We start from the raw sequence: 13,038 nt of genomic DNA on the forward strand, positions 1-13,038 counted from the left end.
TCGGCCTCCCTCTCCGCCGGGGCCGGGGGTTCCCCCCGGGGTTGTTCCGCGGGGGCGGGCCCCCCCCGGCGGGGGCGGCCCCTCCACGCGGTTCCACAGGCGCCCGGGAAGCGGGCGCGGCCCGGGCCCCGAGGCCGGGGCGGACTAGCCCAGCTTCGAGACGTCCCGCACCGCGCCCTTGTCCGCACTCGTCGCCATCGCCGCGTAGGCGCGCAGGGCGGCGGAGACCTTGCGGTCGCGGTTCGCGGGGGCGTAGACGCCGTTCAGGGCCTCGCGGCGGGTCGCCAGCTCCTCGTCGGAGACGAGGAGTTCGATCGAGCGGTTCGGGATGTCGATGCGGATGCGGTCGCCGTCCTCGACTAGGGCGATCGTGCCGCCGGAGGCCGCCTCGGGGGAGGCGTGACCGATCGAGAGGCCCGAGGTCCCGCCGGAGAAGCGGCCGTCGGTGATCAGGGCGCAGGTCTTGCCGAGGCCGCGGCCCTTGAGGAACGAGGTCGGGTAGAGCATCTCCTGCATACCGGGGCCGCCCTTGGGGCCCTCGTAGCGGATGACCACGACGTCGCCGTGCGTGATCTGCTTCTTGAGGATCTTGTCGACGGCCTCGTCCTGGGACTCGCAGACGACCGCCGGGCCCTCGAAGGTCCAGATGGACTCGTCGACGCCGGCCGTCTTCACGACGCAGCCGTCGACGGCCAGGTTGCCCTTGAGGACCGCGAGGCCGCCGTCCTTGGAGTAGGCGTGCTCGGCGGAGCGGATGCAGCCGCCCTCGGCGTCCTCGTCCAGGGCCTCCCAGCGCTCGGACTGCGAGAAGGCCTCGGAGGAGCGGACGCCGCCGGGGGCCGCGTACCAGAGCTCGACCGCCTCGGGGGACGGGGATCCGGCGCGCACGTCCCAGGTCTTCAGCCAGTCGGAGAGGGACGGGCTGTGGACCGAGTGGACGTCCTCGTTCAGGAGGCCCGCGCGGTGCAGTTCGCCGAGGAGGGCGGGGATGCCGCCGGCGCGGTGCACGTCCTCCATGTAGTACGTGCGGTCCTTGGCGACGTTCGGGGCGACCTTGGCGAGGCACGGCACCCGGCGCGAGACCTCGTTGATCTCGTCGAGGCCGAAGGGCACGCCCGCCTCCTGGGCGGCGGCCAGCAGGTGCAGGATCGTGTTGGTGGAGCCGCCCATGGCGATGTCGAGGGCCATGGCGTTCTCGAAGGCCGCGTGGGTGGCGATGTTGCGCGGCAGGACCGACTCGTCGTCCTGGTCGTAGTAGCGGCGCGTGATGTCGACGACCGTGCGGGCCGCGTCCTCGTACAGGCCCTTGCGGGCGGTGTGGGTGGCGAGGACCGAGCCGTTGCCGGGCAGGCTCAGGCCGATGGCCTCGGTCAGGCAGTTCATCGAGTTGGCGGTGAACATGCCGGAACAGGAGCCGCAGGTCGGACAGGCGTTCTCCTCGATGCGGAGGATGTCCTCGTCCGAGATCTTGTCGTTCACGGCGTCGGAGATCGCGTCGACCAGGTCGAGGGTGCGGACCGTGCCGTCGACCAGGGTGGCGCGGCCGGACTCCATCGGGCCGCCGGAGACGAAGACCGCCGGGATGTTCAGGCGCAGGGCGGCCATGAGCATGCCGGGGGTGATCTTGTCGCAGTTCGAGATGCAGATCAGGGCGTCGGCGCAGTGCGCCTCGACCATGTACTCCACCGAGTCCGCGATCAGGTCGCGGGAGGGCAGGGAGTACAGCATGCCGCCGTGGCCCATCGCGATGCCGTCGTCGACGGCGATCGTGTTGAACTCGCGGGCGATGCCGCCGGCGGCCGTGATGGCCTCGCTGACGATCCGGCCGACGGGCTGGAGGTGGGTGTGCCCGGGCACGAACTCCGTGAAGGAGTTGGCGACCGCGATGATCGGCTTCCGTCCGATGTCCGCGCCCGGTACACCGGAGGCGCGCATAAGGGCGCGTGCGCCCGCCATGTTGCGGCCGTGGGTGACTGTGCGGGACCTCAGCTCGGGCATCGTCGCTCGCTCCTTCGGAGAGTTAAGACTGAAGTCGAGCGTACGCCGGTGCTCCAGGATCCGGACAGGCCGTCCGCATCCCGGGACATATGTCTCGCCCAGCGGCTGTCCCGGTACGGAGTCCGCGCACGTCGGACGCGTCCGCCGAGGCGGGGTCGCCTCGGCGGCGGCCCCGTTCGCTCATGGGTTCGTCAGGTGGCCCTGCACCACGGGCGCCACTCTGGCCACGATGCTCTCCAGGTCCGCCGAGGCCAGCGGCTCGACCTTGATGACGTGGCGCAGCATCGCGACCCCGACGAGCTGGGCCGCCGCGAGCTCCGCGCGCAGCTCCGCGTCCGGGACGTCGAGCCCGGCCGCGACGCGGCGCAGCAGCTGGGCGGCGACGAGACGCCGGAAGACGGCGGCCGCGGTGTCGTTGTTCACCGCCGAGCGGACGATCGCGAGCAGCGGGGTACGGCTCGTGGGGTTCTCCCAGATGCCGAGTATGAAGCGGGTCAGGCGCTCGCCGACGCCGTCGAGGGGGCCCTCGGCGATCTTCTCGGGGGCACCGAGGGCGGGGGCGAAGGCGACCTCGATGGCCGCCTCGAAGACCTGTTCCTTGGTGCCGAAGTAGTGGTGCACGAGGGCCGAGTCCACGCCGGCGGACTTGGCGATGCCGCGGACGGAGGTCTTCTCGTAACCGCGCTCGGAGAATTCCTCGCGGGCCGCCTCCAGGATGCGGTCACGGGTGGCGGGGCCGGCCTCGGTCTGGGTGCGGGTGGGGCGTCCCCGGCCTCGGCGGGGGGCGGCGTCCGTCATCCGCGGGGCACCTTCGCGGCCGCGGCGAGGTGGAGCCGGGTGAAGGCGAGGGCCTCGGCGAGGTCGGCCTCGCGCTCGGCGCTGGACATCGCCCGGCGGGTGTTGACCTCGATGACGACGTGGCCGTCGAAGCCGGTCGTCGCGAGGCGGTCCAGGAGTTCGGCGCAGGGCTGGGTGCCGCGGCCCGGCACCAGGTGCTCGTCCTTGTTGGAGCCGTTGCCGTCGGCGAGGTGCACGTGTCCGAGGCGGTCGCCCATGCGGTCGATCATCTGGAGGGCGTCGGTGCGGGCGGTCGCGGTGTGGCTGAGGTCGATCGTGAAGTGGCGGTAGTCGTCCTTCGTGACGTCCCAGTCGGGGGCGTACGCGAGCATCTCGCGGTCGCGGTAGCGCCACGGGTACATGTTCTCGACGGCGAACCGCACGTCCGTCTCGTCGGCCATCCGCCAGATGCCGGTGACGAAGTCACGGGCGTACTGGCGTTGCCAGCGGAACGGGGGGTGGACCACGACGGTGCTCGCGCCGAGCTTCTCGGCGGCGGCCTTCGCGCGCTGGAGCTTGGTCCACGGGTCGGTGGACCAGACCCGCTGGGTGATCAGCAGGCAGGGGGCGTGGACGGCGAGGATCGGCAGGCGGTGGTAGTCGCTGAGGCGGCGCAGCGCGTCGATGTCCTGGCTGACGGGGTCGGTCCACACCATGACCTCGACGCCGTCGTACCCGAGGCGCGCGGCGATCTCGAAGGCCGTCGCGGTCGACTCCGGGTACACGGAGGCCGTGGACAGCGCGACCTTCGCATCCGGGATCCGCACGACTGGTTCTGCCACGAGGGACAGCGTACGGGGTGCCTCCGGCGGTCGGGCGGGGATGGCGGGCCCGGCCGGAAGCCTTCCGTCCGTCCCCGGCCGGGGTCGACCGGCCTCCGGCCCGGGAGCGGACGGACCTCCGGCCTGGGACTCTCGGGCCCCCGGCCGGGGACGGGGTGGAGCTCCGGGTGGCGGGGCGGGGGGTTCTCGGCGGGGGCCGCTTGTGATCGACGCCACGGCCCTGCCGGGCGGTTCGGGGACGCCTTGTCGCCGCGGGGGCTCGGGCCGGTGGGCGGGCTTCCCTTGCGGGGGGGGGGGCTGGGCTCGCCGTTCCCCGCGCACCTTCAGGGCGCCTGCCCGCCCCCAGGGGCGGGCAGGCGGCCTCCTCTCTTACGCCTCCTACTCCGAGGCCATCTGGTCCAGGCGGCGCAGGATGACGCCCTCCCTCAGGGCCCAGGGGCAGATCTCCAGGGTCTCCACGCCGAAGAGGTCCATGGCGGCCTCGGCGACCAGGGCCCCGGCGAGGAGCTGGCCGGAGCGGTCCGGGGAGACGCCCGGCAGCTCGGCCCGTTCGCCGGCCGTCATGGACGCGAGGCGGGGGACCCAGTCCTCCAGCGTGCGGCGCTTGAGCTCGCGCTGGACGTACGGGCCCTCGGCGGAGCGGGCGGCACCGGCCATCCGGGCGAGCTGCTTGAACGTCTTGGAGGTGGCGACCACGTGATCCGGGGAGCCGAGACGGCTGAACTCCCCGACCGTCCGGGCTATCTCGGCCCGCACGTGCCGGCGCAGCGCCCGCACGTCCGCCGGGTCCGCCGGGTCGCCGGGCAGCCAGCCCGCGGTCAGCCGGCCGGCCCCGAGCGGCAGCGACACCGCCGCGTCCGGCTCCTCGTCCATGCCGTACGCGATCTCCAGGGAGCCGCCGCCGATGTCGAGGACGAGCAGCTTGCCCGCGGACCAGCCGAACCAGCGGCGGGCCGCCAGGAAGGTGAGCCGTGCCTCCTCGGCGCCGGTGAGGACCTGGAGCTCGACGCCGGTCTCGGCCTGCACCCGGGCGAGGACCTCGTCGGCGTTGCCGGCCTCGCGCACGGCGGACGTCGCGAACGGCAGCAGGGCCTCGACGCCCTTGTCCTCGGCCGCCTCCAGGGCGTCCTGGACCGTCTCGATCAGCTTGCCGACGCCTTCGGGGCCGATCGCCCCGCTCTCGTCGAGCAGTTGCGCGAGCCGCAGAACGGCCTTGTGCGAGTGCGCGGGCAGCGGGCAGGCGCCGGGGTGGGCGTCCACCACCAGCAGATGCACCGTGTTCGAACCCACGTCGAGGACACCGAGTCTCATGCACGGAACGCTACTGCCAGCACGGCGGTTCACGTGGGGCGGGGCGAAAGCCCACGTCGAACGGTGACCTCCGTGGTACCGCGAGGGCATCCCCGGAGCGGCCCCGGAGCGGCCCCGGGCGACTTACCCTGGACGCGTGCCAAAGACGAAAAAGGCGAAGTCCGACAAAACGGCCACGAGCTCCGCGCAGGCGAAGGCCGCCAGGTCCGGGAAGCCCGCGAAGAAGGGCGACGAGAAGGGGCTCGACTTCGCGCGCGCGTGGGTGGAGTTCCCCGATCCCGCCGATGACGAGCAGGTCTTCCGCTGCGATCTGACGTGGCTGACCTCACGGTGGAACTGCATCTTCGGAAGCGGGTGCCAGGGCATCCAGGCGGGCCGCGCCGACGACGGCTGCTGCACGCTGGGCGCCCACTTCTCCGACGAGGACGACGAGAAGCGGGTGGCGGAGCACGTGGCCCGGCTCACGCCGGAGATCTGGCAGCACCACGACGTGGGCACGGAGACGGGCTGGGTGTCCGAGGACGAGGACGGCGACCGCCAGACCCGCCCGTACGAGGGCTCCTGCATCTTCCAGAACCGTCCCGGTTTCGCCGGCGGCGCGGGCTGTTCGCTGCACATCCTGGCCGTCAAGGAGGGGCGCGAGCCGCTGGAGACCAAGCCGGACGTCTGCTGGCAGCTCCCCGTGCGCCGTACGTACGAGTGGATCGACCGGCCCGACGACACCCGGGTGCTCCAGGTGTCCATCGGCGAGTACGACCGCCGCGGCTGGGGACCGGGCGGCCACGACCTGCACTGGTGGTGCACGTCGGCGACCTCGGCACACGGCGCCGGCGACCCGGTGTACGTCTCGTACCGTCCGGAGCTGATCGAGCTGATGGGCAAGGCGGGGTACGACCGTCTGGCCCAGCTCTGCGAGGAGCGGCTGGCCTCGCAGCTGCCGCTGGTGGCGCCGCATCCCGCGGATCCGGTGGACTGAGTCCGGGTCCGGGTCCGGGCCGTACGGTCGGCGGGCCCGGCCGCTACGGCGTGCCCGCTCCCGGGTCACCGCCCCCGTCCGGCGGTGCCGACGAGGTGCCCGGGGCCGGCGGGGACGTCTCGGTGGCGGTGGCGGTCGGCGTCGGTTCGTCCGGGGTCGGGGAAGGGTCCTGGGTGGGGGTGGCGGCCGGGGTGGAGCCCTGACCCGAGGGGACCGGGGCGCTCGTGCCGGGAGCCGGTCTCCCGCTGGGGCGGGACGGGCCCGCCTTCCCGAACCCGGCGATCGTGACCACCGCGCCCGCCGGGGCGACGGCCACGCGCGCGGTCCAGTGGCCCGTCGGCTCGCGGAGGTGGTCGACGTACACCTTGACCGTCAGCGACTCGCCCGGATCGAGCGTTCCCGAGGACCGGCTGAGGTAGAGCCAGGCCGCGCCGGTGCGCGCGGACCAGCGGACCGGGGAGCTGCCGGACGCGGTCAGTCTGACCAGCGTCGTGTCACCGCTGGTTCCGGCCGTCACCGACAGGTGTCCCGGGGTGGTTCCCCGGGCGCTGACGACCTCGACGGAGACGTCCGAGGAGCCGCCCTTGGTGAAGCGGGGGCCGGGGCCCGCGCTGGCGTTCCCCGCGTTCTCGTACCCCCCGGCCCGGCCGCCGTCCAGGCCCTCGGGGTCCTGGGCCTCGCTCGTGCTGGCCGGGCGTCCGTCCACGCCCTCGCCGGTCAGGGGCGCGCTCCTGTAGGCGGCCCAGAGGGCGAGGACGGGTGCGGCGACGACGGTGGCGACGATCGTCGTCGTGACGGCCCGCGCGCGCAGCCGGTCCCTCCGGGCGGCGTGGTCCTTGGGGTCCATCGGGAAGCCGCGCCGGTCGAAGCGCGGGGCGCTGCTCCGCGCGCGGGGGGCGTGCGCCATCGCGGTGCACAGGGCCGCGTGCGGGGCCTGGAGCACGGGCAGCGCCGCGGGCGTGACGCTGGTGCCGGGCCAGGCGCCGGCGACCGCGCGTTCGGCGGTGCGGCGGCAGCGCGGGCAGTCGTCGACGTGCCGGACCAGCTCTCCGCGCAGGGTGGTGCTCAGCACGAGACGGCTGTCGTTGGTGAGCCGGGCGACGCCGGGGCAGGCGCCGGTCTCCACCACGGCGAGGGCCGCCCGGGTGCGCTCGACCTCGCAGGCGGCGGACGAGAGCAGCTCGCGCGCCACGGCGAGGTCCATGCCGAGGACGGCGGCGACCTCGCGGGCGGCGAGCTGGTGGCGCACCGCGAGTTCGAGCGCCTCGCGCTGTTCCGGGGTGGTCCCGGCGGCCTCCGGCCAGGCCAGCAGGGAGAGTTCGCGACGGCGGTGGTCCTGGACCTCCTCGGAGACGGGAGCGGCGCTCAGCGCCTCGGCGGCCCGCCGGTCGGCGGCGGCCTTGTGCGCCGCGTCCAGGGAGGCCCCTTCCCGGGGTCCGCCCGCGGCTTTCCGGTCCGCGCCCCGGTGCGGCGCGCGCCGCCCGGAGGCGTGCGCGGCCCGGCGCCTGCGCCGGGCCTCCGCGAGCTTGCGCAGACAGGCCCAGCGGGCGAGCGCGTAGAGCCAGGCCCTGCGGTCGTCGGCGTCCTCCGGGCCGCGCGGGCCGCGCCGCTCGGCGAACGCGAGGGCGTCCCCCAGGGCGGCGGTGGCCGCGTCGTGGTCGCACAGCACGGACAGGCAGTAGGTGAACAGGCCGTCCAGGTAGGGCTCGTACCGCGCGGGGGGACGCTGGACCAGGGTGCGGGAGGTCACGCCACGGGGCACGGCCGTCCGCTTGCGCGCGGCTCCGTGCGCCCAGTGTGCGCCGGTGGTGTGCGTGGAGGTCTCCGGACTGCTGCTCGTCACCCGTGCGACCGTAGGTGCCCGGGGCCAGCGCCTTCCGCCACCTTGAGCACATTTAATCCGTACGGGTGAAACGATCCCTCATAAGGGGACAGGAAGCCCCGACCCCTGGCCATGGCCGTCACCGGCCGCTATGGCAGTCCATGGCAGATGGGGCTGCGGCGGGCCCGCGCGGGACCCGGTCGCGCGGGGGTGGGACCGGGGCACGGGGGCTCGCCGCACGGGTTCCGCGAGGGCGGGCCTCACGCGGGGCCGCCGGGGGCTTCGCGTGAGGACGGGGACCGGTCCGGGGGCTGGGTCGTACCGCCGCGTGCCGGGTTGTCAGTGGCCCGGGCTACGGTTCGGTCATGGCTGCCCGTACGAAATCCGCGAAGGACCGGCCGTCCTACCGCTGCACCGAGTGCGGCTGGCAGACGGCCAAGTGGCTCGGCCGCTGCGCCGAGTGCCAGGCATGGGGGACTGTCGAGGAGTACGGCGCGCCCGCCGTCCGCACGACGGCACCGGGCCGCGTCACCACGTCCGCGGTGCCCATCGGACAGGTCGACGGCCGGCAGGCCGCCGCCCGCAGCACCGGCGTGCCCGAGCTGGACCGGGTCCTCGGCGGCGGTCTGGTCCCCGGAGCCGTCGTCCTCCTCGCCGGCGAGCCCGGCGTCGGCAAGTCCACCCTCCTGCTGGACGTGGCGGCCAAGTCGGCGAGTGACGAACACCGCACCCTGTACGTGACGGGCGAGGAGTCGGCGAGCCAGGTGCGGCTGCGCGCGGACCGCATCAAGGCGATCGACGACCACCTGTACCTCGCCGCGGAGACCGACCTGTCGGCCGTCCTCGGCCACTTGGACGCGGTGAAGCCGTCGCTGCTCATCCTGGACTCCGTGCAGACCGTCGCCTCCCCGGAGATCGACGGCGCGCCCGGCGGGATGGCCCAGGTCCGGGAGGTGGCGGGCGCGCTCATCCGCGCCTCCAAGGAGCGCGGCATGTCCACCCTGCTGGTGGGCCACGTCACCAAGGACGGCGCGATCGCCGGACCCCGGCTGCTCGAACACCTCGTGGACGTCGTCCTCTCCTTCGAGGGCGACCGGCACGCGCGCCTCAGGCTCGTCCGAGGGGTCAAGAACCGCTACGGCACGACGGACGAGGTCGGCTGCTTCGAGCTGCACGACGAGGGCATCACGGGGCTCGCCGACCCGTCGGGGCTGTTCCTGACGCGCCGCACCGAGCCCGTCCCCGGCACCTGTCTGACCGTCACCCTCGAAGGCCGCCGTCCGCTGGTCGCCGAGGTCCAGGCGCTCACGGTGGACTCCCAGATCCCCTCCCCGCGCCGGACGACCTCGGGTCTGGAGACCTCCCGCGTCTCGATGATGCTCGCCGTCCTGGAGCAGCGCGGCCGGATCAGCGCTCTCGGCAAGCGGGACATCTACTCGGCGACGGTCGGCGGCGTGAAGCTCACCGAGCCCGCCGCGGACCTCGCCGTCGCGCTCGCCCTGGCGTCCGCGGCCAGTGACGTCCCGCTGCCCAAGAACCTCGTGGCGATCGGCGAGGTCGGACTCGCGGGCGAGGTCAGGCGGGTCACGGGCGTCCAGCGCCGGCTGGCCGAGGCCCACCGTCTGGGCTTCACGCACGCCCTCGTACCGACCGATCCGGGCAGGGTCCCCGACGGTATGAAGGTCCTGGAAGTGGCCGACATCGGCGCGGCCCTGAGTGTCCTTCCGCGCTCGCGTCGCAGAGAGGCCCCACGGGACGAGGAGCAGCGCCGGTAGACTTTGCCCTGGTCTCGCCCGTCCGTACGAAACGAGGGCGACCGAAAACCTGCGACCGGAGGAGTGCAGTGGCAGCCAACGACCGGGCAGCAGCTCCCGGAAAGTCCGGCGGGAGCTCCGGTGCCGATGGCCTGATGCGCGCCTCACTGAGCGCCGTGGCGCCCGGCACGGCACTGCGCGACGGGCTGGAACGGATCCTCCGGGGCAACACGGGCGGACTCATCGTGCTCGGCTCCGACAAGACCGTCGAAGCGATGTGCACGGGTGGATTCGTCCTGGACGTCGAGTTCACCGCGACCCGTCTGCGCGAGCTGTGCAAGCTCGACGGCGGGATCGTGCTCGACAAGGACATCACCAAGATCCTCCGGGCGGGTGTCCAGCTCGTGCCCGACCCGACGATCCCGACGGAGGAGACGGGCACCCGGCACCGCACCGCGGACCGGGTGAGCAAGCAGGTCGGCTTCCCCGTCGTCTCGGTCTCCCAGTCGATGCGCCTGATCGCCCTGTACGTGGACGGTCACCGCCGTGTCCTGGAGGACTCGGCCGCGATCCTCTCCCGCGCCAACCAGGCCCTCGCGACCCTGGAGCGCTACAAGCTCCGGCTGGACGAGGTCGCGGGCACGCTGTCGGCGCTGGAGATCGAGGACCTCGTCACCGTCCGGGACGTCTCCGCTGTCGCCCAGCGCCTGGAGATGGTGCGCCGCATCGCGACGGAGATCGCCGAGTACGTCGTGGAACTGGGCACGGACGGGCGGCTGCTGACCCTCCAGCTCGACGAGCTGATCGCCGGCGTCGAGCCCGATCGCGAGCTGGTCGTCCGGGACTACGTTCCCGAGCCGACCGCCAAGCGTTCCCGCACGGTCGACGAGGCGCTGTCCGAGCTGGACGCGCTCTCCCACGCGGAACTCCTCGAACTGTCCACGGTGGCGAAGGCGTTGGGTTACACCGGCTCCCCCGAGGCGCTCGACTCCGCGGTCTCCCCGCGCGGCTTCCGCCTCCTCGCCAAGGTGCCGCGGCTGCCCGGCGCGATCATCGACCGGCTCGTGGAGCACTTCGGCGGGCTCCAGAAGCTGCTCGCCGCGAGCGTGGACGACCTCCAGACGGTCGACGGCGTGGGCGAGGCCCGGGCGCGCAGCGTCCGCGAGGGCCTGTCCCGCCTCGCGGAGTCGTCGATCCTGGAGCGTTACGTCTAGCGCCTGTCCGGCAGCCCCTGTCCGGAGGACCCGCGGACCTACGGACCCCGGTCCACCGGGGCCCGCTCCCGCCGGGCGAGGGCGCTCAGTCCTTGGACAGGACGAACGACGTCTGCGCCTTCGCCAGTCCCGGTGCCTTCGCCTCGACCAGGTAGGTGCCCGCGGAGACCAGACCCGAGGGGGACGTGGCGCACTCGGGGACGCCGGGCCTGCGGTCCCACTTCACCGTGTGGACGGCCTGGCCGCCGGCCGGCACGCGCAGGAAGACGCCCGCGGCGTCCTTCGGGCAGTCGTCCGAGGCCCAGACGTCCCCCTCGCTTCCCGCCTGAGTGATCGTCAGAACCGTGCGCTTCGGGCCGACATCGAACTTGCAGTCGCTGCCCGAGGAGTTCTTGACGATGACGTCGATCTCGGGCCGCTCTCCGGGCGCGTAGGAGTTGTGCGCGCTCTTGAGCGTCAACTTGACGTCGCCCGGGGTGCAGTTGGGGACGGTGGAACTCGCGGGCAGCCGGTCGGCCGCTCCGCCTCCGGAACCACCGCCGGTGCTCCCGCCGGAACCTGAGGATCCGTCACCCGGACCGTCGTTCGCGCCGTCGCCCGCGCCGTCACCGGAACCGCCGCCCGACGCACCACCGCTGCCGCTGCCGCCGTCACCGGTGCCGTCGCCCTCGTCGTCTCCCGACTCGTCGCGCCCGCCCGGGTGTTGGCTGATCGCGGGGCCGGAGCCGGAGGGGCCGGGCGTGATCGAGGCGGCGGGGTTCTTGCCGTTCGACCCGCCGGCGTTCTTGCCGCCGCCCCCGCCTCCGGTGCCGACCATCCAGACGGTGAGGAGCGCCAACAGCCCTAGTACGGACAGCAGAACGGCCCTCCGCCGCCAGTAGATGGTGGAGGGTAGCGGCCCGACCGGATTGCGCAGAGATCCCACGTCGCAAACTGTACGAGAGATCGACCTCGCGTCAGGCCCCACCCGCCGCTCCGGTACCAACTTTTCCGGATCATCATTCCGGCGGACGTCCGTCCCGGCGCCGCGAGGGCCGCCGGTCGCGGTCTTTCACCACCGCCCGCCCCGGCGTCGTCCCCGCATCCCGACCGCCGCATGGCAGGATCGACATCGCCATGACTGCACCCACCAAGCCCACCGGGCCCACCCGGAACACCCCCGGCGAGGACCTCCACACCCCCGTCATCGCCTGGTTCGACGAACACGCCCGCGACCTGCCCTGGCGGCACCCCGATGCCGGCCCCTGGGCGGTGATGGTCAGCGAGTTCATGCTCCAGCAGACCCCGGTCAACCGCGTCCTGCCCGTGTACGAGCAGTGGCTGACGCGCTGGCCGCGCCCCGCCGACCTGGCGAAGGAGGCGCCCGGGGAGGCGGTCCGGGCCTGGGGGCGGCTCGGCTATCCGCGCCGCGCCCTGCGGCTGCACGGCGCCGCGGTGGCCATAACGGAACGGCACGGCGGCGACGTACCGACCGATCACGCGCAGTTGCTGGCGCTGCCCGGCATCGGGGAGTACACGGCTGCGGCCGTCGCGTCGTTCGCCTACGGCCAGCGCCACCCCGTCCTGGACACGAACGTCCGCAGGGTCTTCGCCCGTGCCGTCACCGGCGTGCAGTACCCGCCGAACGCCACCACGGCCGCCGAGCGCAAGCTCGCCCGCGCCCTGCTGCCCGAGGACGAGAGCACGGCGGCACGCTGGGCCGCCGCCTCCATGGAGCTCGGCGCGCTGGTCTGCACGGCACGGAACGAGACGTGCCACCGCTGTCCGATCGCCGCCCGGTGCGCCTGGCGGCTGGCCGGCAAGCCGGAGCACGACGGCCCGCCGCGCAAGGGACAGACGTACGCGGGCACGGACCGCCAGGTTCGCGGCAAGCTGCTGGCCGTCCTGCGGGAGGCGCACGTGCCGGTTCCCCAGGCCGCGCTGGAGCGGGTGTGGGACGAGCCGGTGCAGCGGGGCCGCGCCCTCGACGGGCTCGTCGCCGACGGACTGGTCGAACCGCTCCCCGGCGGTCTGTACCGGCTGCCCCTCACCTAGGTCCGCACCGGCCGCACCTCGCCCAGGGTGGCGCTCTGTATCGACCGCCCTCGCCCAGGGATCGTCGCCTGAACGCCCGGGCCCCGTGCCATAACCGGATCAACCATGGCATAGGGCCGTCCTTCTTTACCCCGTACCTACAGCTGTTACACAACCGACGGACAGCCGAGTGCTGTCCGCAGGCTGTCTCGGACAGCCCCGTGACAACGCCTCCGTAGCTTCGTGCCGTACCGCAGCAGCCCGCCCGACCGACGGCGGCGGCGGTTCGCAGGCAACGGACAACCGGCAGCGGGCGGGCCGGAAACGGGGA

At 73.5% G+C, this 13,038-nt stretch carries 10 protein-coding genes; 4 read left to right on the forward strand and 6 right to left on the reverse strand.

Annotated elements, in window-relative coordinates; genetic code table 11:
• Nucleotides 1–144: 144 nt before the first annotated feature.
• The 4 genes from ilvD to ACFW6B_RS05325 all read right to left on the reverse strand — a co-directional run bounded on the left by ilvD (nucleotide 145) and on the right by ACFW6B_RS05325 (nucleotide 4,928).
• The gene (gene ilvD, locus ACFW6B_RS05310) at nucleotides 145–1,998 is read right to left on the reverse strand and encodes a dihydroxy-acid dehydratase (protein WP_386592215.1); all 1,854 of its coding nucleotides are present in this window, start codon (nucleotides 1,996–1,998) and stop codon (nucleotides 145–147) included.
• A 180-nt stretch (nucleotides 1,999–2,178) separates the two neighbouring features.
• Nucleotides 2,179–2,796, reverse strand: a complete 618-nt coding sequence (locus ACFW6B_RS05315; RefSeq protein WP_386592217.1) for a TetR family transcriptional regulator — start codon at nucleotides 2,794–2,796, stop codon at nucleotides 2,179–2,181.
• On the reverse strand, nucleotides 2,793–3,617 hold the full coding sequence (locus ACFW6B_RS05320; protein ID WP_386592219.1) for a sugar phosphate isomerase/epimerase family protein: 825 nt from the start codon (nucleotides 3,615–3,617) through the stop codon (nucleotides 2,793–2,795). The genes ACFW6B_RS05315 and ACFW6B_RS05320 overlap by 4 nt, the downstream gene beginning before the upstream one ends.
• 378 nt (nucleotides 3,618–3,995) lie before the next feature.
• Nucleotides 3,996–4,928, reverse strand: coding sequence for a Ppx/GppA family phosphatase (locus ACFW6B_RS05325; protein WP_386592221.1), 933 nt, complete (start codon nucleotides 4,926–4,928; stop codon nucleotides 3,996–3,998).
• 136 nt (nucleotides 4,929–5,064) lie between these two features.
• Between ACFW6B_RS05325 and ACFW6B_RS05330 the strand changes: the two genes are divergently transcribed.
• Nucleotides 5,065–5,904 carry a hypothetical protein gene (locus ACFW6B_RS05330; RefSeq protein ID WP_386592223.1) on the forward strand — a complete coding sequence of 280 codons (840 nt, stop codon included), beginning with the start codon at nucleotides 5,065–5,067 and terminating at the stop codon, nucleotides 5,902–5,904.
• 43 nt (nucleotides 5,905–5,947) lie between these two features.
• Here the strand turns inward: ACFW6B_RS05330 and ACFW6B_RS05335 are convergent, their stop codons facing one another.
• A complete protein-coding gene (locus tag ACFW6B_RS05335) occupies nucleotides 5,948–7,747 on the reverse strand; it encodes a hypothetical protein (RefSeq protein WP_386592225.1) in 1,800 nt (599 codons plus the stop codon).
• A 344-nt stretch (nucleotides 7,748–8,091) separates the two neighbouring features.
• Between ACFW6B_RS05335 and radA the strand changes: the two genes are divergently transcribed.
• Entirely contained in the window at nucleotides 8,092–9,501 is a 1,410-nt protein-coding gene (gene radA, locus ACFW6B_RS05340) for a DNA repair protein RadA (protein WP_386592227.1), read from the forward strand.
• Nucleotides 9,502–9,569: 68 nt separating this feature from the next.
• Entirely contained in the window at nucleotides 9,570–10,694 is a 1,125-nt protein-coding gene (gene disA / locus ACFW6B_RS05345; protein ID WP_103552408.1) for a DNA integrity scanning diadenylate cyclase DisA, read from the forward strand.
• An 85-nt stretch (nucleotides 10,695–10,779) separates the two neighbouring features.
• Here disA and ACFW6B_RS05350 read toward each other — a convergent pair whose 3' ends face one another.
• Nucleotides 10,780–11,619, reverse strand: a complete 840-nt coding sequence (locus ACFW6B_RS05350) for a hypothetical protein (RefSeq protein ID WP_386592229.1) — start codon at nucleotides 11,617–11,619, stop codon at nucleotides 10,780–10,782.
• Between the two features lie 191 nt (nucleotides 11,620–11,810).
• Between ACFW6B_RS05350 and ACFW6B_RS05355 the strand changes: the two genes are divergently transcribed.
• Nucleotides 11,811–12,728, forward strand: coding sequence for an A/G-specific adenine glycosylase (locus tag ACFW6B_RS05355; RefSeq protein ID WP_386592231.1), 918 nt, complete (start codon nucleotides 11,811–11,813; stop codon nucleotides 12,726–12,728).
• Nucleotides 12,729–13,038: the final 310 nt, after the last annotated feature.

It is taken from the genome of Streptomyces sp. NPDC058751 (genome assembly GCF_042746485.1).
Classification (GTDB): domain Bacteria; phylum Actinomycetota; class Actinomycetes; order Streptomycetales; family Streptomycetaceae; genus Streptomyces.